This is a genomic window from Pseudomonas lundensis, from assembly GCF_002269125.1.
Taxonomy (GTDB): Bacteria; Pseudomonadota; Gammaproteobacteria; order Pseudomonadales; family Pseudomonadaceae; genus Aquipseudomonas; species Aquipseudomonas lundensis_A.
This window is the reverse complement of sequence record NZ_NQKI01000002.1, coordinates 37,694-62,508: the sequence shown is the minus strand read 5'-3', so window position 1 is coordinate 62,508 and position 24,815 is coordinate 37,694. Positions and strand designations below refer to the sequence as shown.

Genomic DNA, 24,815 nt, shown 5'->3' with positions numbered 1-24,815 from the left:
GATGCGCTGTCGCCCTGCTCAAGATAGAGGCGCGATCACGATGTATACTCCCGGCCTTGTCTTTGAACGCTGAGGTCGCCCATGCCATCTGTAATTTCCACCGACGTGCTGATTGTCGGCGCTGGTGTCGCCGGCCTCTGGCTCAATGCCCGCCTGCGCAAACAGGGGTTTTCGACGATCGTAGTCGAGCGCGAGAGCCTGGGCGGCGGCCAAAGTGTGAAGTCTCAAGGCATCATTCATGGCGGCGCCAAGTACGCGCTGCACGGCGCACTGACCGGCGCCTCCGAAGCCATTGCCGACATGCCGCGTCGCTGGCGTGAAGCGCTGGCCGGTGACGGCGAGCTGGATTTAACCGGCGTTCGCATCCTTTCCCAAGCCCATTACCTCTGGTCGCCGGGCACCCTGGCGGGCAATCTCACCAGCTTCTTTGCCAGCAAGGCTGTGCGCGGGCGTGTCGATCAGGTCAAGGGCGACCAATTGCCCCCTGCCCTGCAAGACCCACGCTTTAAGGGCAAGGTGTACCGCCTGGCCGAACTGGTGGTCGACGTGCCCAGCCTGATCGAACGCCTGGCCACCCTCGCAGGTGATGGCTTGCTGGCCGGACAATCCATCGAGCCGTGGTTTGAGAACAACGAGCTGGTGGGCTTGCAGGTCGACGGGCGCAACATCCACGCGCAACGTATCGTCTTCAGCGCAGGGGCCGGGAACGCCGAGTTGCTGGCCAGTACGGGTATCCGTGTTCCGGCGCAACAGTTGCGCCCGCTGCACATGGTGCTGGTCAAAGGCCCAAGCCTTAAGCCGCTGTACGCGCACTGCCTGGGCGGCGGCCCCAAGCCGCGTATTACCGTGACCACACACCCAGCCGCCAATGGCGAATGGGTGTGGTACTTGGGTGGTGATATTGCCGAGGCGGAAGGTGTGGCCCGTGAGCCGGCCGCGCAAATCGCCGTGGCGCAAAAAGAGCTGGGCAACCTGCTGCCGTGGGTCGACCTGAGCCAGGCGCAATGGGCCACGCTGCGGGTCAATCGTGCCGAGCCCGCGCAATCGGGCCTGGTGCGCCCGGACAACGCATTTCTGGCCGATCAGGGCCGTTTGCTGGTGGGCTGGCCGACCAAACTGGCTTTGGCCCCGGACTTCTCGGACCGGGTATTGCAAGCCCTGGCGCAGGACGGCATCAAGCCGGGTAACGCTCCTGCCCTGCCAGAGCTGCCGCGCCCTCCTCTGGGCCAGACCCCATGGGAGCAACTGCTGCCATGAGTCAACCGACCTTGCACGACCTGCACCGCCCACTGGGCAGTACCGGCCTGATGGTGTCCCCGCTGGGACTGGGTACCGTCAAACTGGGCCGTGATCAAGGGGTGAAATACCCCAGCGGTTTTCAGATCCCGGATGATGACGAAGCGCGCATGCTCCTGAAACTCGCCCGCGACCTGGGTATCAACCTGATCGACACTGCACCCGCTTATGGCCGCAGTGAAGAACGGCTGGGACCGCTATTGCGGGGGCAACGCCAGCCGTGGGTGATCGTCAGCAAGGTCGGGGAAGAATTCGTCAACGGTCAGTCAAACCATGATTTCAGCGCTGCCCACACCCGTCAGTCCGTGGAACGCAGCCTCCAGCGTTTAGAGACCGATTTCATTGATCTGGTGCTGGTGCATTCCGATGGCAATGATCTGGCCATTCTTAACAACGGCGAGGTCTATGAAACACTGGCCGAACTCAAGCGTGAGGGCAAGATCCGGGGTTTTGGCCTATCAGGCAAAACCGTTGAAGGCGGACTGAAAGCGCTGCAAACCGGTGATTGCGCCATGGTCACGTACAACCTGAATGAACAGGCCGAAAAGCCAGTGATTGATTACGCGGCAGCGCATGGCAAAGCGATTCTGGTCAAAAAAGCCCTCGCCAGTGGCCACGTTTGCTTGAGCCCGGGGGTTGATCCGGTGCGGGCCAGTTTCGAACTGGTGTTTGGCCATGATGGGGTTGCCAGTGCTATTGTCGGCACGATCAATCCCTTGCACCTGGCCCACAACGTGGCAACGGTTGCGCAGGTGTTGCGCACACCCTGATGCCGCCGACGCGGCCGACCCCGACGCAAGAAGGAGCCGACATGCCGCGTTCGCTTATCCGCAAAAATCCCAGCGACTTCAAAACCCTGCCGCTCTTCGTTGAGGCCACGGCCGAAGGCTTGAGTTATCAAAGCGTCGGCATGCCGCTCAACTTTGCACAAATCCTGCAAAAGCGCCGCCCAGTCGAGGTGGCCGACCCTCAACGCTTCGGGTTGGAGCTGGCGAATCTGGGTGTGTCTGTACGCCTGACATTGCAGTGGCAAGGTCGCGATTACTGGGTACTGGTGCGCCAGCGTCGTCAGGATCGTGGCGATGTGGTGCTCAAACTGATCTCTGGCTACGTCCCGGCGCACGAGGTGAATCTGCCACTGCACACTGCCATTCAGGAAGTGGCCGAAGAATGCTTGCTGGAAACGCCCGAAGGCTGGCTGGGCGGGCGCTTCAACGAGACATGGTTGCCCGCCCCCTACATCAGCGCGCTGCATTACCGCGAAGCCCTGCCCTTTCGCCTGACGCCCAACTCGGGCGCGGCGCGTCCCGTGCGATGTGGCAGCCAGCCCTTACTGGAACGTCCACGGGCGTACGTGCATTTACCGACGGCTTCGCTGCAACTGGTCTATGACTTGCGGCTGGAAGTGCCCAAAGAAGCCAAATCCTTGAGCCTGTTTCATGTCGATGAACGGCTGGAAGGGGATCAACTGGTGGCGCGCCTTGATCGCAAACGGCCTGATTTGTACCTGATCCCGTTGACTGATGGCCAGCCATGCGCCGAGCTGTACACCCTGAGCAAAGACAAATTGCACGCGGCAAGTACCCGTGGGCTACATCTGGCAGAGAGTTTTGCGCGTCAGGAAGGCTGGGTCGTGCGCGAAGAGCGGATTCGCTGGAAGGACTGGCTCAAACAGCAGGGCTTGAGCGAACCGGACAAAGCGTCGAGGCTTAAACGCCTGACCGGAAAAGCGCGGCAGATGTTCAGAAAAGTAGTGAAGCGCAAAAGCCCCTCACCCTGACCCTCTCCTGAAGGGAGAGAGCCTTGGTGAGATCGCTTGCATCACTGGCCGCGGATTTTCTCGACGATGGCCGTGGTCGAGCTGTTCTCAACCAGCCCCAGCACTTTCACCGTGCCGCCATAGGCCGACACGATGTCAGCGCCGACCACCTGGTCAATGCCGTAGTCGCCACCTTTGACCAGCACGTCGGGCTTGACCTGAGCCAGCAGGTTTTCCGGAGTGCCTTCAGGGAAGCTGATCACCCAGTCCACCGCGCCCAGCCCGGCCAGTACCGCCATGCGCCGGTCAACGCTGTTGATCGGACGGCCAGGGCCTTTCAGGCGGCTCACCGACGCATCATCGTTGACCGCGACGATCAAACGATCACCTTGGGCACGGGCCTGTTCCAGATAGGTGACATGACCCGCGTGCAGGATGTCGAAGCAGCCGTTGGTGAACACGATTTTCTCGTTATGGGCACGTGCATCGTCGATAGCCAGCAGCAGTTGCTCCAGGCTCAATACACCCCGTTCTGAGCCTTCTTCACGCTGGATAGCGCGGCGCAGTTCCGGCGCGCTGATGGCCGCCGTACCGAGCTTGCCAACCACAATGCCGGCGGCCAGATTGGCCAGCGCAACGGCGTGGGGCAGCTCTTCACCTGCCGCAATGGCGGCCGCCAGGGTAGAAATGACGGTATCGCCAGCACCGGTCACGTCAAACACCTCACGGGCACGGGCTGGCAAGTGCATGGCCGGGAAGCCCGGACGCAACAGGGTCATGCCGTGCTCGCCACGGGTTACCAGCAGCGCACCCAGGTCGAGATCGCCCATCAGGCTGGCGCCCTTGGCGACCAGATCGGCCTCATCGGTGCAGCCGCCCACAATGGTTTCGAATTCGCTGAGGTTAGGTGTGATCAGGCTGGCGCCACGGTACACCGAGAAGTCCTTGCCCTTGGGGTCAGCCAGCACCGGAATGCCTTTGGCGCGTGCGGCCTGGATCAGCACTTGATGGTTTTTCAGCGCACCTTTGCCGTAATCCGACAGCACCAGCACCTTAATGCCTTCAAGCAGTTTGTCGACCTCAGCGCCCAATGCCAGCGCATCCGTGGCGAAGGGTTCTTCAAAATCGATGCGCAGCAATTGCTGGTGACGGCTCATGACCCGCAGCTTGACGATGGTCGGCTGATGAGCAATACGCTGGAACAGTGCGCGCACGCCTGCACCTTCAAGGCTATTGGCCAGACTGTCTGCGGCTTCATCATCGCCAGTCACGCCGACCAGTGATGCGGGCGCACCCAGTGCAGCAATGTTGAGCGCAACGTTGGCAGCGCCGCCCGGACGGTCTTCGATTTGCTCGACCTTGACTACCGGTACTGGCGCTTCAGGGGAAATCCGTGAGGTTCCGCCATGCCAATAACGGTCGAGCATGACATCGCCTACCACCAAGACAGGGGCTTGATCGAATCGCGGCATGGACAACTTCATGGAGAACCCACATACAAAATGAACAGGGGCGCGATATTAACACAGGGTGAACGCTGGTCAGTTCACGGTATTTATCGCGGGGAATGAGAATCAGACGTGACTTACACCACCCGTATTGACGTACACACGGGCAAACGCGGGAGAGGGGCATGCCCGTCTCCCGCGCATGATCAGGCGATGTCGCCCGAGGTCAGGGGCGCATCCAGCCCCATGGAGTGCAGGCGCGCGTAGTAACCGTTTTGCGCCAGCAGCTCGGCATGGGTGCCACGTTCAACGATCTGGCCCTGATCCATGACCAGAATCAGGTCAGCCTTCTCGATGGTCGAAAGACGGTGCGCGATCACTAATGTCGTGCGCCCTTCCATGACGTGATCCAGTGCGGCCTGAATATGACGCTCGGACTCTGTGTCCAGGGCCGAGGTCGCTTCATCCAGAATCAGCAGCGGGGCGTTTTTCAACAAGGCCCGCGCGATTGCCAGGCGCTGGCGCTGACCACCTGAGAGCAGCACGCCATTTTCACCGACCTGAGTATCAAGGCCTTGGGGCAGTTGCTCGATAAAGTCCATCGCGTAAGCATCGCGCGCGGCTTTTTCGATATCGGCCCGCGGCGCCCCCGCCAGGTCGCCATAAGCAATGTTGTTGGCGACCGTGTCACTGAACAGGGTTACATGCTGAGTCACCTGCGCAATATGGCGGCGCAGGTTCAGCAGGCGGTACTGCTCGATATCAATGCCGTCGAGCAGGATGTCACCCGAGTTGTGATGATAGAAACGCGGAATCAGGTTGGCCAGCGTCGACTTGCCGCTGCCCGAACGCCCGACCAACGCTACCATTTGGCCCGGCTCGGCCGTGAACGTCACGTCCTTGAGCACCTGACGATCCGTGTCCGGGTAGGTGAAGTTCAAGTGACGGACTTCGAGGCGACCGTTGACGTGGTCACGCTCTACCGTACCGGTGTCCACTTCCGGTTTTTCGTCCAGTTGCTCAAAGATGCTTTCAGCACCGGCCACACCTTTCTGGATGGTGGAGCTGACTTCGGACAGTTGGCGAATCGGCTTGGGCAACAGGCCCGCCAGGGTGATGTAGGCAATCATGTCGCCCGCCGAAGCGTCGCCGCGCATGTACAGCACCAGAAACATCAGGATGCCCATGGCCACGTAGATCACCAATTGCAGCATCGGCGTGTAGATGGCCCCGGTGCGGGTCATGCGCAGTTGCTTGTCAGTGTTGCTCTGACTGGCTTTGAGGAAGCGTTGTTGCTCGTACTTCTCACCGCCGAAGCTGCGCACCACCCGGTAACCCTGAATGGTTTCGGACGCCACGTGCGTCACGTCGCCCATTGCTACTTGAATCTTCTTGCTTTGTTTGCGGAATTTTTTGCTGGCTGTGCTGACCATCACTGCGATCAGCGGCAGGATGGCGATCATTACCAGCGTCAGACGCCAGTTCATCCACAGCAGCGACGCAAACAGGAATACCACGGTCATGCCTTCACGGATGACCACTTTGATCGCATCCGTGGCCGCACCGGTGACCATGGTCACGTTGAAGGTGATGCGGGAGATCAGGTGCCCCGAGTTGTGCTTGTCGAAATAACGGTTGGGCAATACCAGCAAGTTGTTGAACAACTGAACCCGCAGGTCATGGACCAGGCCCAAGGAGACTTTGGCCAGGAAGTAGTTACCCAGGAACGAGCCGAAACCTTGCCACGCCGCAATCAGCACGATCAGCAGCGGAACCGCCTGCAGCAGGCGCAAATCACGCAAGTAAGGAACCGACGGGAACAACACCGCATCCGGGTTGGACAAGCCGTCAACGAAGTATTTGAGGATGTAGCCCAGCATCGGCTGGGTGGACGCAAAAATGAGGAAGCCGACAATACTCAGCAGAAACAGACCGATATAAGGCCGGACATAACTGAGGAGGCGCAGATAGATCTTCAAGCTCGATTCGCTTGAGCTGGGGTTGGATTCGGTCATATCACGCGACAGTTGTGAAAAAAGGTTGCTGACTTTATCACAGCTTCTCTGGTGTACTGCCAGCCGGTTGGGACAAGGTCTCACAGGACGCCTAAAACGACATTAAATGGCCATTACGTTAGTATGGTCATCCAAAACCTGGAATGAACCTTTCAGCATGCAATTCAGTTACTTGAGCTACTCAAAACATCGGATGTTCGATTTCATTTGCCTGTGGCTGTTGCCTGTCGGGCTTTTTTTGCTTCTATCTGATTTGTATTTTGTGCCTGACCGCAGTATCCACCACAAACTGTATTACGGATTCTTCAGCATCCCGACACTGATCGCAGTTCTATTGCGACCGCGCGAGATGAAGACATTGCTTCAGGAGCCGTTGATCCTGGGCCTGTTGGCGTTTATCGCCTGGGCAATGATCACCCTGATATGGAGCCCGACTGACAACCATCCGCTCGGTCTGTTAAAACCACCACTGCACATCTTGATGCTGTTTTTGGGCTGCTCCCTGCTGGTCAAATACCGCAGCGAAAGCCTTCAGCCCGTGTTTTTCAGCGCCGCTGTCGTTGTGCTTGGGATCACGGTTTACAACTTGTATGTGTTCGTCGGCATCTACTCGCCCGATGTGCGCATGGTCGGGACCGGCGCCTTCGACAACCCGCTTCTCAGCTCCCATGCATTCGGGTTCTTTTGCATTTATTGGCTGACGTTGGGGATGACAAGCAAGCGCTTGGCCACCGTCATGGCAGCGGCCCCGGCTTTTCTGATTATGTTTGCAGCGCTGCTTGCCACAGGATCAAGAACGCCTCTGGTCGCCCTTGTATTGAGCATGATCTGGCTCAGTTTTATTTGCTGGAATCGTCGTTCATTAGCGTTGGTGGGCATGCTCATCGCTGGCGCTGTCGTGGTTTTTGCACTGTTCTCCGAAATGATTTTCAGCCGTGGCAGCTCATTCCGTTTTGAATTATGGGGCATGGCACTTGAACTCATCGGCCAACATCCATTCTTTGGTCATGGTTATGAGGCGCCGCTGGCACTGAGGCTTGAAAATTCCGATTCTTTCTTCAGCGAGCCGCATAACTTTGCCTTGGGCGTTCTCTACTACGTGGGCATCGTCGGCCTGATCCCCTGGGCGTTTATGCAGCTATGGGGCCTGTATAACAGCTGGCGCCATCGGGCAAATCCATTGTTCATCATGGCTTCCGCATGGCTGGTGTACGGCATTGGCGCTGCCCTGACCGAGGGCGGCGGGATCCTGCCACGCCCTAAAGAACACTGGTATTTGCTATGGATTCCCCTGGCGTTGATCGCGGCATTGAGTGTCGGCCAGCGGCTCAAGGCCATCCTCGATCGCCCCGTCAAATGCGTGAACAAGGCTGATTTCAACGCCCTTCAGGTCAATGCCAACGTCATTGAAGAGGACGGTCTGGGGCCAAAAGTGCTTCGACTGGAAAACGGCAGCTTCCTCAAACTCTTTCGCGAGCGACGCTGCTATACCTCTGGCAGTTTCAATCCTTATTCGCAGCGCTTTGCGGTCAACAGCGAACGCTTGCAAGCACTGGGCATTACCACCCCGACCATCCTCGATCTGTATCAGTTTGCCGATGGCAGCAGCGGCGTGCTGTATCAGCCATTGCCGGGGCAAACGCTGCGTCAAGTGATGCAGTCAATGGGGTCGGGCGCGATGCGGGAGGCGTTGGTAGAACGTTTCGGCAAGTTTCTGGCACGACTTCATGAACAAGGCGTTTACTTCCGCTCGCTGCATTTGGGCAACGTCTTGCTAATGGACGACGGTGAGTTTGGCCTGATCGACATTGCCGATCTGCACCTTTACCCGTCGCCACTAAGGCTTGCATTACGCCAACGCAACCTGCGCCACATGCAACGCTACCCTGAAGACCGCCGCTGGCTGTTCGAAGAGCAGCTGCAAGCCTTGCTCGACGGTTACGCCAGCCTTGCGCCGGATATTGCCGTGAGACGTTTGAAGCAGCAGATTGAACAACTGGGCCAAAGTGGGAGCAACGTCAGTTGAGCCTGGGGAGCAACAACCCGTTATGGGCGGTGATTGCTTACGCGCTGGCTATTACGACTTCAGCGTTGTTGCTCCGTTATTTCCCGCGAATTCGGCAGAGCCTTGAACATACCGGAGAAAACCGTTTTTCAAGTGTGGACGGATTGCGCGGGTATTTGGCGTTCGGGGTATTTATCCATCACAGCGCCATTACCTGGATATACCTGCATACCGGTGTGTTTAACGTGCCGGAAAACTACTTTTACGCACAAATCGGGCTGGCCAGTGTTGCGCTGTTTTTCATGATCACCGGGTTCCTGTTCTGGAGCCGACTGATCAAGCATGGCCGTGAACATGACTGGCTAGCCTTTGCCGTGTCGCGCGTATTTCGTCTTTATCCGCTCTATTTGCCGCTGTTGCTGGTCGTTATTCTTTGCGTGTTTTACCTGCAAGGCTGGAGCTTCAAGGATGAACCACTGGTGGTGGCCAAGCAGATTCTGGCTTGGCTTGTATTCGATCGGCCCGACATCAATCAGTACCCCCAAACTGGCATGCTGATTTCCAATGTCACTTGGACGCTCAGCTATGAAATGTTTTTCTACATGGCATTGCCACTGTTCGGGATGGTGTTCCTCTACCGCAAAAGCTGGAAACACACTGTGCTCTGCCTGCTGGGCATTTATGCGCTTTATCAGATTGTCGGCTGGGAGCACTCGCTAAAAAAACACATCCTGATGAGTTTCCTTGGCGGCATTGCAGCGGCGTACTGGGTGCGTCAGCCCAAATGGGTTGCATGGGGCCAATCCCGCACCGCTACCTGTATTGCCCTGCTGTTGATCGTCGTGCTGCTGTTCATGTTCCGCAAAAGCTTTGCAGTTGCACCACTGCTGCTGTTAACAGGCTTCTTTTGCATCGTCGCATCGGGCAATACCCTGTTCGGTGCCTTGAAGCTGCGCAGCATTCGCTGGATGGGAGAAATCAGCTACAGCACTTACCTGTTGCATGGGTTGATCATCTGGCTTTTGATGAACCGCATGCCGCTGGTGATGCTGTGGGATACCAAACAACCGCTGACCTTTCTTGCACTGGGTGCAGTGGGTAGCGTGTTGCTGATAATTATCAGCAGCCTGACGTTCTCATTCATCGAGAAGCCAGGCATGCAAGCAGGCAAGAACGTCACACACTGGTTGCGCAAGCGTCTTGCATTCAAAGCTGCCGCACCTTTGAAGGATGAAGCCTGAGCCTCAGCTTTTTTCCAACGGCGAAAAATACAAACGACCCAGGCCGCGCCAGGTTTTGCCGGTCCAGTGTTTGAACGGGATCTGCTTGAGCAGCTCGCGGGCCAGCGCCCGGTCACGGTTAGCTGTTTTCAGGAACATGGAGTTGAGAAACTTGTACCGCACTTCGTCGTAGAGCGGGTGATCGCTGAACAAGGCGTAGATGCGCAGAATGCTATCGATCATGAAACGGTGGTTTTTGTACGAGTTGGTCGCGTGTTTGCGGTATTGCGCCATCACCACGTTCAGGCCGTCGATGAAGTACCCGGCGTGTGTGATTTTCAGCTCGATGTACAAATCTTCCAGACGGATGCTCGAGTCGAAGCCCCCCACTTTGTCCAGCGCTTCGCGGCGTATCATCAGGGTGGTGGCAGGCGGGTATGGCTTGCGTTCCAGGAACATGTCGTCAAAGTCCAGCCGTCGAAACGGCACATCACGACGCTGGCGCTTCTCGGGATACAAATTGCCCTGGGCATCGATTAGTTCGATGTTACCCGCGCAAATGCCCACCTCGGGCTTGCCGTCCATGTACTCAACCTGAACCGCAATGCGGTCCGGCTTCATGATGTCGTCGGAGCCGAACGGTACGATCAATGAACCCTTGGCTCGCGCAATGGCGCCATTAAGGGTGTTGGTCAGGCCCTGGTTCTGTTGCACGCGAAAATCAAAACCATGGGCCGCCTGCAAACGCTGTATACGTTCCACGCTATCGTCGGTAGAGCCGTCATCGACCACCAGCAATTCGATGTTCGAATACGTCTGATCCAGAACGCTTTGAATGCTCTGTTCGATATAAGGGCCGTGGTTGTATGAGGCGATGATCACCGTCACCAAGGGTTGAGCGTATGTCATGAGCGTTCCTTGCGAGCTTGACTCAAGCCTGAGTCGATCAAATCCAAATACGCTTGGCGGAACACCTCGATGTCATGGTGCTCCTGCAAATAACGGTAAGCCTGTTCGCCCTTGGCGCGCAGGGCTTCGTCCGGCAGCGATAGGTATTGATCGAGCGCTGCGGTCAGGGTGGCGACATCACTGGGTTTGACGGCCAGCCCGCCAGCACCCTGAATCAGCGGCAACATTGCTGGCACATCGGTAGCAATCACTGGCAAGTGGCCGCTCATGCCCTCCAGCAACGCCAGCCCCAGGCCTTCAGCCAGTGAAGGCATGGTCCAGATGTCGAAAGCGCGCACGTACTGCAAGGCGTTTTCCTGAAAACCCAGCAGATGCGCTCGACCATTGAGGCCCAACTGCTGAATTTGCTCACGCAAGCGCGACTCTTCTCGCCCGGCGCCAATGATCGCCAATTGCGCATTCGGGTATTTGTCTTTCAACGCGGCAAAAGCCTGTAACAGGAAGCGATGCCCCTTGATAGGCACCAGTCGCCCTAAAGCCCCCACCATGCGGGCATTTTGATCCAGCCCAAGTTTTTCGCGGGCCTGAACACGTGGCAATTGCAAGGCTTCGGCCTGCTCAATGTCGATGGCATTGGTAATCGCGTAGGTATTTTGGTCAGTAAAGCCGCACTTGCAGTCCAGCAGGTATTGCTTGACCGCAGGCGATACACCAACAAAACGCCATGCCTTATCGATCAGGCGCTTGGCCTGGCTGCGGCGATAGACGCGATCGTATTCACCGAAACCGTGAGAAATCCCCACGCACAATGGGATTTTCAACCAGCGATTGAGCTGCAACATCATGTTGACTGGCTTGAAACGGTTGCAGATCACGACGTCGAATTGCTCTTTGCGGCAGAACTTATACAGCGCCCACATCGCGCGAATGCGCATGCCTTTGAGCGCCTTGTCGCTGAATTCGAAGTACACGGAGTGATCCGCTTTGCTCACCGGCTCGCCCGGACCGGGACGTCCGCGCAAAAAAGCAGCGGTAATCTCATAACGCTCACTGGGCAGGGCACGCACGATCTGCTCGGCGAGGTCGGCAAAGTCGTGGGATTTGACGTTGTAATCAGGCTGCAACTGCAGAACCTTGGAACGTTTCATAGCTCTCCCCGGTGAAATCCGGTGGCATCAATAATCCAGGATGGCTCAGCGGCCAATCGCTGGACAGTGACGGGATCAGGTATGGGCAAGGCCGCCCATTCATTGCGCTTCCAGCAGACGAAGTGAAAGTACGGAAAGGTGTGGTCGCCGTCACGATCATTCGTTAATTGACCGTTCTTCCAGAACCATTGGCCCGGGAAATTTTCTGTGCCGTCATGCCATTTGATGCAGCCACCCGGCGTACTGAACGCCTCGGTGAAGTCGCTGGTACGGCGCAATGGGTTGAACTTGCCTACAAGATCAAACAAAGGCTTCGGAAAATTCTTGCGCCACAAGAAGATGCGGCTGAATGCGCCTTCATCCAGTGCATGATGTTGATCATCGGTAAAACGCTGCTGCCAGTTTTCGATTTTCATGAACAACTCGCGCTTGCAACGGGTATTGCGCATCAGGCACAGATGACCCGCCACGCGGCGTTCATGGGTCGAAAACAGGTCATAGCGCGACAGACGCTCAGCCGTGAAATAACTGCGCAAGTTGCCGTACACCAGATCAATGTCGCCAAACGCCCAAAAATCGTAACCCTGCAGGCTGTCCTCATGGATGTAACCCAGCGCGGGTTTGATGTCGCATAACTTGTAAGCGGCTTTGGGCGCGAAGTTGATATTCAGACGCGCTGACACGGTACGGCAATAATCGCCAAAACTGATGCTCTGGATGTTTACGTTAGGCGGCAGGTTGTCAGGCACACCACAATCGCTGAACAGCAGCCAGTCAATGTCAGGGTTGCGCCGGCAACTTTCCAGAAAAAAGGGCATCCAGAACGGCCACTGGCCGAAGTATGGAATGACAAACACAATACGCGGCGATGGTTTTATCACGGGGAACTCAATGTAAAGGTCGAGATAGAGGACAACGCTATGCCCCTGTTTACGGTGTTTCTTATTAGTTGAGCCGCCAAAACAGCTCATGGCGGCGAACCGCTTTTCGGAAAAACTCGTTTTCACCCCAAGGTGATGGCTTTCGGCCAGCCAAGAGCTTCTGTATCGACCGACGAACGCGGCGCTTGAGCGCAGCACGAGGTTGCAGGTCATGCATCATGCCCAAGGCCATCGCCTTGTCACGCTGCTGTGCTGAACTCAGCAACAGGCAGTGGGGCCGCAACGTCAGTGTGGTGTCGAACACCGGCGGCAGCGCGATGCCATCACCACTGTTACCCATTGGCCAGCGGTCATTGTCATGCAAGTGATTGGCATAACCCAATACCGTTTGCGGCTGCCACTCAAGCCCGTCAAGCGCCTCGATCACGGCTGCATGGGAGCAAATATGGTCGGGGTGCGGGTCGATGGCGGGATGCGGCAACACCAGCACTTCAGGGCGGGCCCGCAGAATTAACGCGCGCAGGTCCGCCAGCAAGTTGTTCCAGGTCGGCGCACCGTCCAGATCGCCCGGCAGTGGGAAGGTATTCAACTGGCGAAACAGGCGAGTATCGGTCAGGTCGGCCTCGCGTGAAGGCACCGGCTGGTCAGGAGCCGCCTGCATGGCAGGCAGTTGCAGGCAGAAATAGCCGAGCTGCGCGCAATGCGCTTCTGGCACCCCGGCCCAGCGTGGCACTGCCAAACTGTCCCAGGCCCGCAAACGGCCCTTGAGCCGAGCCGCTTCGGCGCGCCCAAGGCCCATCTGTTGATAGTGCTCGGCCTCGATTTCACCTGCCGTCAGGGTCACGATCCATGCTTCTTTGGCCTGGCTGTACAAACCAAAAGCTGCCAGCTCGGCATCGTCGGCGTGAGGTGCAATCACCATGACCCGCTGCTCACGGTAGTCAGGCTGGCGCATGACCCACAGTTGAGGCTGGCCCATGATCCGGCAATAACGACCACGAATACTCAATTGACCTACGATCAATGCGTCGGCATTGCCAGTGAGATTCACGTAGCGCAGGCCATTAACGCCCCGCTCGAAGGTTTGTCGGTCGTCGGAAAACATTACAAACGGGTCAATAAAACGCCCCAACCAACCACTTTTGACCTTAAGCGCGAGGATCAAGGTTTCGTTGCCGCAAAGGTCAATGGGGGCGTCCAGGCGCAAGTGACTGCCTTCAAGGCGAACCGCCGGGCACTCACTGTCGGCTGCAAAACGGTATTGATAGTCGTCTTTGGGGGAGTAAAACAAGTGGTCGGCAAACCACGCTTCGTGGGCAACCCAGGCCAATACAGCCAGCGCAAGCGGCAGCCACCAGACCACCAGCACACCGCTGGCAATCAATATCACCAGACCGACCAGCAAACTGATGCGCTTGTTGCGTCGATGGCGCTTTAAGAGGTGTTGTTTGCGAGTCATCACTGGGCTCTTGTTTGCTAGCGGTTTGCCTGTAGGAGCGCGCTCACCCCGCGATGGCATCAACCCGGTCTAAACACCGTGTACGTTGCATCGCGAAGCGCGCCTGCCTCAATCACACCTTGAAGACAGGCACCGGATTGCACCAGCGCTCTTTGTATTCGCGGTCGGCGCGGCCGAACGAGAATCGCAGAGGCTTTTCGACGCTACGGGCCTGTTCCCAGGCCGACTGCGTATTGAGAAAACTCAGCACACTGCCGGGACTGAACGCGCGGGTTTCGGGGTCGACGCCGCCATTGACGTATTCGACGCTGATCCATTGCGGCGATTCAACCCGATACACCAGCTGGATTGCAATCGGGGCATCGTCGAGGAAGATCACCGAGCCGATCAAAAACTCACGCAGCAACTCAATCACTTCAGCCATGCGCTCGGCCCCCGTGGCGACAAACCCCCAACGGCGCAGAAACAAATCGCAATAAATTGCCGCCAGTTCGACGCTGGAAAACGTCGAAACCGGACGTATCACGCCGCCCGCCTCCTCCAGCAAACGCAGTTCGCGGCGCTGGTTGTAGCGGAATTTTTTCGAGAGTTCTTCCGGGGTACGCGCCATGGCCAATTGTTCGGCTTGCGGCTGCAAGGTGCTGAAACGCCCCTCATTAAGTTGCGACAAGTAACGCCCACGATGGCGCAACGGCGCTTGCGCGTCTTCGGCAGCAGGCAGGATCAACTCGGCATTGCCCAGATCGAACAGCCCTTTTTTGCCGTGACGCTTGAGCACATCTTTGGATAACGCCAGATCGCGCCCCCAAGTGGGGATTGCAGCTTTCAACTCGCCGTTGTGCTCCCAGGCCAAGTAACGCACCGGGATGCCGGCCAGGTCTGCCAGACGTTCTACCACCTGCGGGTGGGTCGCGACGCTGCCACCAAAACGCTGCCAGGCAGCGGCATAGGTGTGAGCGTCAACTGCGCGCCAGCCGCGCTCGCGCCAGCCCTGAAATCGATTAAGCATCAGGACTCCGCAGTCAGGTCGGTGACTTGCGGCAACTGCCAGAACGTGTCGCGTACAGCCTGATCGGAAAAACGCTCGTGCAGGCGCGCCAGCATCAGTTCAGCACATGCTTGACGCTGAGCGTCATCGAGTTGCGCCAAATGCTGTAAACCTTGAGCCAAATGGTCAGCATCGCCCAACGGGAATAAAATCCCCACGCCTTCGACCACTTCCTTGGCACCGCCACACGCCGTGGCCAGCAGGGGAACACCTGCCGCCATGGCCTCAAGCAGCACCATGCCAAAGGGCTCGTGGTCCGAACTCAGAGCAAACACGTCGAATGCGCGGAAAAAGCGTCGCGCGTCGGGGACTTGCCCGAGAAAATTCACCTGAGCGGCGATCCCGAGTTCGTTGGCCTGCGCCTTGAGGTCATGCTCCAGACGGCCCTTGCCCATAATCACCAACTGACTGCCAGCAGGCAGTTGCGGCAATGCCTTGGCAAAACCCTGAATCAGGGTGGCCTGGTCCTTGTCCGGATGCAGACGGCCGACGTTGCCCACGATGAAGGCTTGAGCAGGCAAACCCAGGTCGGCACGGGCTTCGGCACGTGGCAACTGGCTGGCTTGAACTGCCTGGATGTCGAGACGGTTGTAGAGCGTACGAATACGCCCGGTCGGCCACTTGGGCAGGCACTTGCGCATGTCATCGCGCACAGCATCCGAGACGCCCAGCAGGCTCAGACGCTTACGGAACAGGTGCGCAAACAGCTTGCGACTGCGGCGCTGGTAGTCACCAAAGGCGTGATGCACGCCGATCACCGGCAAGTCGGTGGCCAACAAAGCGATATAAATCGGCTTGAAGCGGTGGGCGATGCAAAAACTGAACGAGCGCGAGGCGGCGATTTTGCGCAACGCGCGAATGGCCCCCAGCTTCAGACCACGAATGGCGCTGGAGCTGAATTCCATGAACAGCACTTCGTCCGACTCGCAGCCCGCCGCCACTTCGGGATCGGCCGCCCCGGTCAGAAAGACCGTGGTGACCTTATACCCGGTGCCCGCGAACAGGCTGGCGTATTGACGGGCACAGTCCAGAAACGGCCCGTCATAGCCGTGGCAGAACTGCAACACATGACGCTCAGTCGAGCGAGTCATAAGCATCCGCGCCGTCTTTGACTACCAGAATGTCTTCCATGATCAAGTACTGCAGATCAGAGCCAAAGAACATGTTCAGTGCGTCAGTGGGCGAGCACACCATCGGCTCGCCACGGCGGTTCAGCGAGGTATTTAGCGACACGCCGTTGCCGGTCAGTACTTCAAGGGCTTTCATCATGTCGTAGTAGCGCGGGTTGTATTCACGCTTGAGCACTTGCGCACGCGAGGTGCCGTCTTCGTGCACAACTTCTGGCACGCGGGTTTTCCACTCTTCTGCCACTTCAAACGTGAAGGTCATGAACGGTGCCGGGTGATCGACCTTGATCATCTGCGGGGCCACGGTATCGAGCATTGACGGGCAGAAAGGCCTCCAGCGCTCACGGAACTTGATTTGCTCGTTGATGCGGTCAGCTACGCCTTCGCTGCTCGGGCAACCGATGATCGAACGGCCGCCCAATGCACGCGGACCGAACTCCATACGGCCCTGGAACCAGGCTACCGGATTGCCATCCACCATGATTTTGGCGATGTTCTCAGGCGTGTTGTTGATCTTGCGGTACGCCGGTTTGCCCGGGTGGCGGGCACACGCGGCAATCACGTCTTCGTTGCTGTACGCGGGGCCAAGGTACACGTGCTCCATCTTCTCGACCGGCACGCCACGGGCTTCAGACACATAGGCCGCCGCCCCCACTGCCGTGCCTGCGTCGCCGGAGGCAGGTTGTACAAACAGCTCCTTGACGTCAGGACGGGCAATGATCTTCTGGTTCAGTTTCACGTTCAGCGCACAACCGCCAGCGAATGCCAGCTTGCCGCTTTCCTTGAGGATGTCACCCAGGTAATAGTCGATCATCTGCAGTGAGAGTTTTTCGAACAGCGCCTGCATGCTGGCCGCGTAGTGGATGTAAGGTTCATCGGCGATGTCGCCTTCACGCTTTGGCCCCAGCCACTCGATCAGTTTTGGCGAGAAGTAGAACCCCTTGCCTTTCTCTTTGTAACGACGCAGGCCGATCACGTTGGCGTATTCGGTGTTGATCACCAGCTCGCCGTTTTCGAACGAGGCCAGACGCGAAAAATCATATTTGCTGGCATCGCCATACGGCGCCATGCCCATGACCTTGAACTCGCCGTCGAGCATCTCGAACCCGAGGAACTCGGTGATCGCGCCATACAGGCCGCCGAGGGAGTCCGGGTCGTAGAATTCTTTGATCTTGGTGATCTTGCCGTTTTCGCCATAGCCGAAGAAGGTGGTGGCGTATTCACCCTTGCCGTCGATGCCCAGAATCGCGGTTTTCTCTTTGAAACCGGAGCAGTGGTAAGCACTGGACGCGTGCGCCAGGTGGTGTTCAACCGGTTCGATCTTGATTTTTTTCGGGTCGAAACCCAGTTGCTCAAGGCACCAGACAATTTTGTTGCGGTAGCGTTTGTAGCGACGATTGCCCATCAGGATCGCGTCGAGCGCACGGTCCGGGGCGTACCAGTAACGCTTGGCATAGTGCCAGCGCGCCTCACCGAACAAGCTGATCGGGGCGAAAGGAATCGCGACCACGTCAACGTCGGATGGCTTGATACCCGCTTGTTCAAGGCAGAATTTTGCGGACTCGTAAGGCATGCGGTGCTTTGCATGCTTGTCGCGGACAAAGCGCTCTTCTTCGGCCGCTGCTACCAGCTTGCCGTCGATATAGAGGGCCGCTGAGGGGTCATGGCTCAGGGCGCCGGACAGGCCAAGAATCGTCAATGCCACAGGTTGTGCCTCTTTTGAATGCAGGCAGGCGGCGGGCGCCTGAAAAAATGAAGTGCTCCCCGCACCGCAGGAAACAACTAAAGGGCGGGATTATAGCGTAAAGAGCGCGGTAATGACCCAGCGCTATTTGCCGCGCCTGCGCGCCGGAACCGACAGAATCGCAGGTCATGCGTTCTGAAGTTCTCGTCTGATGCCTCTTACGCCCGCTAAACTGCGCGCCCTCTGCTAGCCTGAAACCCGTCGCCCTGCCGGGTCGCGTCACACGGAACCCCGATATCCCCCATGAAATGCTTTGTACCCGCCCGCTTTGCCCTTTTACTGCCGGGCCTTTGCCTTGTGCAGCCCAGCTTCGCTGAAACACTTGAACTCGACCCCAGCGTCATCACCGGATCACGCAGTGTCAGCCCGAGTTTTGACTTGCCTTATTCGGTCGATAGCATCAACCAACAGCAAATCAGCGATGGCCAATTGGGCATCAACGCCTCGGAAGTGCTGTCCCGCGTGCCGGGGCTGGTGGTGCAAAACCGGCAGAACTATGCGCAGGACCTGCAAATTTCGTCCCGCGGATTTGGTGCACGCTCCGCATTTGGCGTGCGCGGCATCAAACTGATTGCAGACGGTATTCCCGCCAGCACCCCGGACGGTCAGGGTCAGGCCGCAACATTTAACCTCGACACAGCCGAGCGCATCGAAGTCCTTCGAGGCCCGGCAGCCACGCTGTACGGCAGCAATGCCGGTGGCGTGATCCAGATGTTTTCCCGCGATGGCGAAGGCCCGCCCCGCATCGGCGCTGAAACCCTGGTGGGCAGCGACGGGCTGAGCAAAAACCACCTGACGGCCGAAGGCGCCGCTGAGGGCGTTGGCTTTGTGCTCGATGCTTCGCGCATGGACACCGACGGCTACCGCGACCACAGCGCCGCGCGCCGCGATCAGACGTTCGCCAAGCTCAACCTCAAGCCCGATGACGACAGCAAACTGGCGCTGATCTACAGCAGCCTTGAGCAAAACGGCACACAGGATCCACTGGGCCAAAGCTGGGAGGTCTACAAGGCAGACCCGCGCTCGGTCACGCCCAATGCAATCAAGTACAACACGCGCAAAAGCATCGATCATCAGCAACTGGGCATGAACTACGAGCGCTACTTCGGCGACGCGACCTTGCAGGTCAATGCGTACACCGGCACGCGCAGCGTGATTCAGTATTTGGCAATTCCGAAAGGTACGCCCGGCAACGAGCAGGGTGGCGGCGTGGTTCAGTTTGATCGCAAGTTCTACGGCGGCAGCTTGCGCTGGTTACAACCGGTAGACAGCGTTCCGGGCGATTTAACGTTGATTGCCGGGCTTGATTACGACCAAAGCCAAGACAGCCGTCATGGCTATAACAACTACATCGGCAACCAATTGGGCGTAAAAGGCGCACTGGTTCGCGATGAAGTGGATACCGCCCGCAGCCTCGATCCCTACGTGCAAGCCAACTGGGCCATCGACAACTGGACCGTACAAGCCGGGCTGCGCTACAGCACCATGGAAATGGACGTTCATGATCAATTTATTACCGTAACCAATGGCGACGACAGCGGCACCAAGCGTTATGAAAAAGCAACGCCGTCGATGAGCGTGATGTATGCCTTCACCCCTCAATTGCATGGTTATGTCAGTGCGGGTAAAGGCTTTGAAACGCCGACACAGGCGGAATTGGCCTACTCGCCAAATAATCAGGGCTTCAACTTCGGCCTGAAACCTTCTGAAAGCACGCAGTACGAAGTGGGCCTCAAAGCACAGCTCAACAACACACGCATTAACGCCGCCATTTTTCAAATCACTACTGAAGATGAAATATCCGTCTTAGAAAATGATCAAGGCCGTGCTATCTACCAAAACGCCGGTCGCACCCTGCGTCGCGGCTTCGAGCTGGGCGTCGAAAGTCAGCTCAGCGAACACTGGACCACCTCCCTCGCCTACACCCGCCTGCAAGCGACCTACGACAGTGATTTCGCCAGCACCAAAGGCCCGGTAAACAAAGGCAATTACCTGCCCGGCGTACCTCAAACCACGCTGTTTGCCGAGGTGAACTGGAAGCCCGCTGACTGGGTCAGCACTGCCGTCGAAGGCATGTACCGCAGCAAGGTGTACGTCGAGGACACCAACAGCAAAAAAGCGGCACCGGCGTACAGCGTCTTCAACTGGCGGGCACGCTTTGAGCAGAAGGTCGAACACTGGACCTTCCACCAGACCCTGCGCCTGGACAACCTGCTGGACCGCCAGTACGTGGGCTCGGTGATTGTGGCCGACGGTAACGAACGCTTCTACGAGGCCGCCCCCGGCCGCTCGTGGTATGCGGGAGCCGGTGCGCAATACAGCTTTTAAAGCGGGATGAGGGCGCGCCATCGCGCGCTATCTATCTAATGCCATGAGCTGAATGTTCTGAGATCCCCTGTCAGCACAGACCCGCGCGATTCCCGCGCGGGCATTGACAGGGATGCCTCATGACCCTTCACCTGAACCGCCTCAAAAGTGCCGCGCTGAAACTGCACACCCTGCGCGGGCATTTGCCTACGCTTGAAGACGCGTTTAATCATCGGCTGCGCGCACGCTTCCCGCGGATACCCCGCGACAGCCGCACGCAGGACTTGCACATCAACCATCCTGCGCCACCCGAGCCCGGGCAATCACCGGCGCTCATCAGCAGAACCATCAGCTCTCATATTGAGGAATGCTTTTCGACTCAACGCACTCCTACCTTCGTACAAGGCTCAACCCACGTTTACAGCCACGCTTACTCATTAATCGAGCAGCAACGCCTCGCGGGCCTGCCCCCTGCCGACCTCGAAAGCTACCTTGAATATGTCATTCGCAATTATGACTTTTGCGCACGCGATGCCCTGGCTGAATTTTGGCAAACACCGCATGCCGCTTACGCGTCTCTGGCGCCTCAACAATGGCTGACACAGTGCCTGACAGATCTCGTGCTGGACGAAGCGGCGGTGCGCCTTGCGGACCAGACCCTCAGCCGTACAGCGGTCGAGGCCATTCAGCACTTTTTCGGCACTCAGGCACCTGTTCCCCAGTCGCAAGCCCAACTGACTGTGTATGAAGTGTTCCTGAAAGCTGAAAGACCCATGCTCGATATCAAGCTGGCAGGCACCTTCGTCATTGCCGATAAAACCCTGGACCAAAAGACGGCCAATGCATCGAGTCAGATGGTGCTCTATACGCCGGATAACGGTATTGAGGCATTCGATTCACTTCAGCAGTTCACGCACGAACTCCACGCAAGGCTCAAGGACCCTTACCAACGAGCGGCGTTGCTCAGAGGGGTTCTGGCCAAGGAGCAGACACAGGTTCACGCGCTGGAGCATGTCACGCTGGTTGCAACTGACCGGAACGCCCCGGAGCTCTATACCGGGCATTTAATCGACAAACTCGCGCATGACGTGATGCATGCCTGCGCCCTCGCCCGACGCGGCCAGACGGCAGGGCTTGCAGCCGTTAGCCCCGACACGCTGTTTGAGCAGATCGAACAGGCCCTGACTGCTGGCTGGTTCGTAAACCCCGCAGCCATCCTGCGCGCGCGATATGCCCGCCTGTTTGAACAACAGTTGCCGCAGTGGCTCAAAACCGCCACGGACGATGAAAAGGCACAGTGGTGCCTGGCCACAAATCAACTGATTCAAGCACAAGAAGCCTCAGAATCCCTGCACGCGCAGCCCATCGCCCACAGCGGTAAAAAACAAACCCTGCTGGAGTACGCCAAGGCTCAACTCAAACAGCAGGTCAACATTGACCTTGGCATTGAGATTAATCCAGATGCCGTTTACGTCCTGACCACAGAGGCCATCCAGACAGGCCCTGTTATCTACCCTATTTTTGGCTCGGCCTACACGGCGGGGAACAGTATTGGCAGGACAGGCCCCTCCATCAGCTACAAGACCACACGACTCAGCCTTACCCAATTAGCGCTGTCCAATGTCGGCGTGTGGGACGTAACGTTTGCCCTCACGGCTCAGGTCATCGACGTCAACGGCGCACCACACGCGCGACTGACCAAACATTACGTCAAAGGGCTGGTGCGTACGGTCGATGTGGGCGAGCGCTATAAGGCTCACCTCAACGAGATGCTGGTCAACTCGGCTCAGGCGGGCTGGCGCAAAGAGCGCTATGTGGCGCTCAGGCGGGCGCAGCTACAGCTGGATATGCTTGAAGCCCGGCTGGCAGGCACCCTGAGTCCGGATCAGGCAGCCCGGATTCAGGCCGTCCTCGATCAACCCGGCACCCCATTGCGGGCACCGTTCAGGGCGCACCTGCTACAGGTGAATAAAAACCTGCTGCCCGGCGTGCTGGTGTTCAGCTCGACCGACTCAACAGACCTGCTCTGCTACTTGCCCGATGCGCCCGACAAGACCTGGTTTGTGGTTGCACACTCGCGCAGTGAGTTGGGCCAGATGCTGTCGCGACCCACGCTGCACAACTACCTGCAACAGCGCGTGACCTCTGCCAGTTGGCCTTATCTCAAGCCCCTGCTGAAAACAGGACTGGACACAGCCACGGTCCAGTTGCCGATCATCCCGGAGAACGTATTCGAGGCGTCTTATAACAACGAAGTGTCCTACGCCTTCAGGGATGCGGATGAACAAACCACCTCCACGTATGAAAGCAATGTCAACACCGCCAAGGAGGCTGCACTGGCAATTGTTGACGTTGTTTCCTTCGTGCTGCCCACCAAGTTCCTACTCCCTCTGGTCGCGGCACGCTTTGTGTTTCAAGTCGCACAAGGCGTTGACGCACTGAAGCGCGACGAAGAACACGAAGCCTTTCTGCACTTCATGGGGGCTATTTCCCACGTAACCGATGGCGTATCGGACTTTGCAGGCTCGGCGGTTTTCGCACGCGCCATACGCCAGCGCGTCAAATCACCCGCGCCACGGCTCAACGCCGGGGCCGCCAGTCAAGGTGACTCGACAGGCCTGACTTTGCGCACGGGCGCAGAATATGGCGCAGGCGTGTACGAATCGACCTCAGGCACCTCGGGCACGGCCCTGCACTATGTGGAAGATGCCAAGGGTCATCGGTATCGCGCCCGCTACGACAGCCTGGATACCACGTGGCGCATCATTGACGAACGCCATCCTGGCGCACGCCATCAAACACCCGTGCGGGAACTGTCAGCAGGGCGCTGGGACGTGGACGATCAATCCCCCTTGCTGACACAGAACAGCGGCATTACACGGCTAATCAAACATGCGCGGGTGAGCGATATTGACCTCAGCGCACACAGCGCAGACGCCCATGGCATTTATCAGGTGAGCGACAAACACTACATCGAACAAAGTGGCCTGGTATTTGAAGTTTACAAAGGCTGGATGGGCCGCCATTGGTACCTGAAGACACCCCTGGGCACCGCCACTGTGACAGGCCCATTCAAGGTGCGCCTGGAGTCAAGGCGCTGGGAAATCAAATCGGGATCCGGCGCTCAAAAGCGTTGGGAACCGTTGACACTCCATCATCTTGATGTGCCCGTCGAGGCACCGGCCAGCCTGCTGAGCGAGTACGATGTGCCTGCACATATTCATGCCCAGGTGCAAAACCTGATCGCTCACCACCCCCGCCTGCTTGACGCTCACTATTTCTCCATCAATCCCGAGCATGCGCGCACGGCGAATTTTTTCACTCAACTGCGCCTTAAGCTGTTTGCCGACGCCCAGACATTTTTCGCCAAAGAGCCTGTAAAACCTCGACCCACGCGCCCTGCACTGCCGGTAAAAACAACGCCCGACGATCTGTTCAGATCGTTGTTTGAAGAGTCCCGAGGCATTGTCATCGGGGAAAGTCATTCCGACCTGAGTGCCAAGAAAGTGCTTATCAAACACATGGGGGAATTGGCCGCCCATGATGTGAAGGTGATTTACCTGGAGCACCTTCAAACCGATCTGCATCAATCGATGCTGGATGACTATGCCAAAACCGGAAAAATGCCCCCGGCCTTAAAGTCGTTCCTTAAAGATCAGGACAGAGGGCACCAACTTCCGGCTTCCAGCGATCACACGTATAGCCAGTTGGTACGAGAGGCAAGGCGCCACGGCCTGGAGATCGTCGCACTCGATTGCATGGCCAGCTATAACCCGCAAGGCATGAGCACGGATGGCCCCAATATTCAACGCCATGCCATGTTCAGCTACTTCGCCTCACAGGTTATCCGAACCCATCAGGCAAAAAACGGCGGCCAAAAGTGGATTGCTTTGACGGGAAATACCCATGCGAACCGGTTCAAGGGCGTGCCCGGACTCGCAGAACTGGAAGGCGTGATCGGCGTTCGCGTTTCAGACTCGGCTTCGGGTAGCAAATATCAACTGCGGCAAAACATTAGCCAAATAGTGCCTAAAAGCGGCATCCTCGGGCATAACTTCCTGAAAAACGATTACTGGCTTGAAGTCAAAATCAGCGGCGCGGAGCCAATAAAACTGGGCCTGACGCCTGAGCACATCGAAGCAAAACTGCACCAGCCCGGTCTATTTCTATTTGATAACGCGCCGGACGGGGGGCAAATCATTCACCGATCCACATCTAACGAGATTATCCGTACGCCCATCCGCACTCAGGATGACGGGCAGTTTTATATTGACCGGCCCGGCTGGGGCAGCATTCACCAAAAACGCTACGACTTTCTCGTCGACCTTAAACATGATCTGCACAGGATAGGCGTGCGGCTGGTTCACTGAACCCCGCTCGCCGTCTGCACAGCTGCGGCCTGACCTCATTGACGAGGGCGAGGTCTGTGAAGCGTCTGCCAAAAGAGCG

16 protein-coding genes are annotated in these 24,815 nt (G+C 57.7%); 7 read left to right on the top strand and 9 right to left on the bottom strand.

Annotated features, from left to right (window positions below):
• Nucleotides 1–81: 81 nt before the first annotated feature.
• From CJF39_RS01980 to CJF39_RS01970, 3 genes are read left to right on the top strand one after another with little or no spacing between them, the layout of a single operon-like run.
• Nucleotides 82–1,257: an NAD(P)/FAD-dependent oxidoreductase gene (locus CJF39_RS01980; RefSeq protein WP_094991925.1), complete on the top strand. Its 1,176-nt coding sequence runs from the start codon at nt 82–84 to the stop codon at nt 1,255–1,257.
• Entirely contained in the window at nt 1,254–2,066 is an 813-nt protein-coding gene (locus CJF39_RS01975) for an aldo/keto reductase (protein WP_094991924.1), read from the top strand. The genes CJF39_RS01980 and CJF39_RS01975 overlap by 4 nt, the downstream gene beginning before the upstream one ends.
• A 41-nt stretch (nt 2,067–2,107) precedes the next feature.
• Complete coding sequence (locus CJF39_RS01970) at nt 2,108–3,076, top strand: metal ABC transporter ATPase (protein WP_094991923.1); 969 nt, start codon at nt 2,108–2,110, stop codon at nt 3,074–3,076.
• A gap of 41 nt (nt 3,077–3,117) precedes the next feature.
• Here CJF39_RS01970 and hldE read toward each other — a convergent pair whose 3' ends face one another.
• Both hldE and msbA read right to left on the bottom strand, forming a co-directional pair.
• Nucleotides 3,118–4,539, bottom strand: coding sequence for a bifunctional D-glycero-beta-D-manno-heptose-7-phosphate kinase/D-glycero-beta-D-manno-heptose 1-phosphate adenylyltransferase HldE (gene hldE, locus CJF39_RS01965; protein ID WP_094991922.1), 1,422 nt, complete (start codon nt 4,537–4,539; stop codon nt 3,118–3,120).
• Nucleotides 4,540–4,709: 170 nt separating this feature from the next.
• Entirely contained in the window at nt 4,710–6,518 is a 1,809-nt protein-coding gene (gene msbA, locus CJF39_RS01960; RefSeq protein ID WP_094991921.1) for a lipid A export permease/ATP-binding protein MsbA, read from the bottom strand.
• A 157-nt stretch (nt 6,519–6,675) separates the two neighbouring features.
• On the opposite strand from msbA, the gene CJF39_RS01955 reads away from it, so the two are divergent.
• Both CJF39_RS01955 and CJF39_RS01950 read left to right on the top strand, forming a co-directional pair.
• Nucleotides 6,676–8,544: a bifunctional O-antigen ligase/aminoglycoside phosphotransferase family protein gene (locus CJF39_RS01955; RefSeq protein ID WP_170942633.1), complete on the top strand. Its 1,869-nt coding sequence runs from the start codon at nt 6,676–6,678 to the stop codon at nt 8,542–8,544.
• Between the two features lie 2 nt (nt 8,545–8,546).
• Nucleotides 8,547–9,764: an acyltransferase family protein gene (locus CJF39_RS01950; protein WP_170942635.1), complete on the top strand. Its 1,218-nt coding sequence runs from the start codon at nt 8,547–8,549 to the stop codon at nt 9,762–9,764.
• A gap of 3 nt (nt 9,765–9,767) precedes the next feature.
• Here the strand turns inward: CJF39_RS01950 and CJF39_RS01945 are convergent, their stop codons facing one another.
• The 7 genes from CJF39_RS01945 to CJF39_RS01915 form a co-directional block, all read right to left on the bottom strand.
• A complete protein-coding gene (locus CJF39_RS01945; RefSeq protein WP_094991918.1) occupies nt 9,768–10,652 on the bottom strand; it encodes a glycosyltransferase in 885 nt (294 codons plus the stop codon).
• Nucleotides 10,649–11,800, bottom strand: a complete 1,152-nt coding sequence (locus CJF39_RS01940) for a glycosyltransferase family 4 protein (RefSeq protein WP_094991917.1) — start codon at nt 11,798–11,800, stop codon at nt 10,649–10,651. The genes CJF39_RS01945 and CJF39_RS01940 overlap by 4 nt, the downstream gene beginning before the upstream one ends.
• The gene (locus CJF39_RS01935; RefSeq protein WP_169963683.1) at nt 11,797–12,681 is read right to left on the bottom strand and encodes a DUF6625 family protein; all 885 of its coding nucleotides are present in this window, start codon (nt 12,679–12,681) and stop codon (nt 11,797–11,799) included. Before CJF39_RS01935 ends, CJF39_RS01940 begins: the two co-directional genes overlap by 4 nt.
• A gap of 64 nt (nt 12,682–12,745) precedes the next feature.
• A complete protein-coding gene (locus tag CJF39_RS01930) occupies nt 12,746–14,140 on the bottom strand; it encodes a PIG-L deacetylase family protein (protein WP_094991916.1) in 1,395 nt (464 codons plus the stop codon).
• Between the two features lie 112 nt (nt 14,141–14,252).
• Nucleotides 14,253–15,149, bottom strand: a complete 897-nt coding sequence (locus CJF39_RS01925) for an antimicrobial resistance protein Mig-14 (RefSeq protein ID WP_094991915.1) — start codon at nt 15,147–15,149, stop codon at nt 14,253–14,255.
• Entirely contained in the window at nt 15,149–16,279 is a 1,131-nt protein-coding gene (locus CJF39_RS01920; RefSeq protein WP_094991914.1) for a glycosyltransferase, read from the bottom strand. Before CJF39_RS01920 ends, CJF39_RS01925 begins: the two co-directional genes overlap by 1 nt.
• Complete coding sequence (locus CJF39_RS01915) at nt 16,263–18,020, bottom strand: carbamoyltransferase family protein (protein ID WP_094991913.1); 1,758 nt, start codon at nt 18,018–18,020, stop codon at nt 16,263–16,265. Before CJF39_RS01915 ends, CJF39_RS01920 begins: the two co-directional genes overlap by 17 nt.
• A 282-nt stretch (nt 18,021–18,302) precedes the next feature.
• Between CJF39_RS01915 and CJF39_RS01910 the strand changes: the two genes are divergently transcribed.
• Together CJF39_RS01910 and CJF39_RS01905 are read left to right on the top strand one after the other, a co-directional pair.
• Nucleotides 18,303–20,387, top strand: coding sequence for a TonB-dependent receptor family protein (locus tag CJF39_RS01910; RefSeq protein ID WP_094991912.1), 2,085 nt, complete (start codon nt 18,303–18,305; stop codon nt 20,385–20,387).
• Between the two features lie 119 nt (nt 20,388–20,506).
• Nucleotides 20,507–24,736 (top strand): membrane-targeted effector domain-containing toxin, encoded by a 4,230-nt coding sequence (locus tag CJF39_RS01905; RefSeq protein WP_094991911.1) that lies wholly within the window; start codon nt 20,507–20,509, stop codon nt 24,734–24,736.
• Nucleotides 24,737–24,815: the final 79 nt, after the last annotated feature.

What these genes read in the sequence shown, in the direction of transcription:
- CJF39_RS01980 (WP_094991925.1), top strand. Translation starts at nt 82, where the DNA reads ATGCCATCTGTAATTTCCACCGACGTGCTGATTGTCGGCGCTGGTGTC.
- CJF39_RS01975 (WP_094991924.1), top strand. Translation starts at nt 1,254, where the DNA reads ATGAGTCAACCGACCTTGCACGACCTGCACCGCCCACTGGGCAGTACC.
- CJF39_RS01970 (WP_094991923.1), top strand. Translation starts at nt 2,108, where the DNA reads ATGCCGCGTTCGCTTATCCGCAAAAATCCCAGCGACTTCAAAACCCTG.
- hldE (WP_094991922.1), bottom strand. Translation starts at nt 4,539, where the DNA reads ATGAAGTTGTCCATGCCGCGATTCGATCAAGCCCCTGTCTTGGTGGTA.
- msbA (WP_094991921.1), bottom strand. Translation starts at nt 6,518, where the DNA reads ATGACCGAATCCAACCCCAGCTCAAGCGAATCGAGCTTGAAGATCTAT.
- CJF39_RS01955 (WP_170942633.1), top strand. Translation starts at nt 6,676, where the DNA reads ATGCAATTCAGTTACTTGAGCTACTCAAAACATCGGATGTTCGATTTC.
- CJF39_RS01945 (WP_094991918.1), bottom strand. Translation starts at nt 10,652, where the DNA reads ATGACATACGCTCAACCCTTGGTGACGGTGATCATCGCCTCATACAAC.
- CJF39_RS01940 (WP_094991917.1), bottom strand. Translation starts at nt 11,800, where the DNA reads ATGAAACGTTCCAAGGTTCTGCAGTTGCAGCCTGATTACAACGTCAAA.
- CJF39_RS01930 (WP_094991916.1), bottom strand. Translation starts at nt 14,140, where the DNA reads ATGACTCGCAAACAACACCTCTTAAAGCGCCATCGACGCAACAAGCGC.
- CJF39_RS01925 (WP_094991915.1), bottom strand. Translation starts at nt 15,149, where the DNA reads ATGCTTAATCGATTTCAGGGCTGGCGCGAGCGCGGCTGGCGCGCAGTT.
- CJF39_RS01920 (WP_094991914.1), bottom strand. Translation starts at nt 16,279, where the DNA reads ATGACTCGCTCGACTGAGCGTCATGTGTTGCAGTTCTGCCACGGCTAT.
- CJF39_RS01910 (WP_094991912.1), top strand. Translation starts at nt 18,303, where the DNA reads ATGAAATGCTTTGTACCCGCCCGCTTTGCCCTTTTACTGCCGGGCCTT.
- CJF39_RS01905 (WP_094991911.1), top strand. Translation starts at nt 20,507, where the DNA reads ATGACCCTTCACCTGAACCGCCTCAAAAGTGCCGCGCTGAAACTGCAC.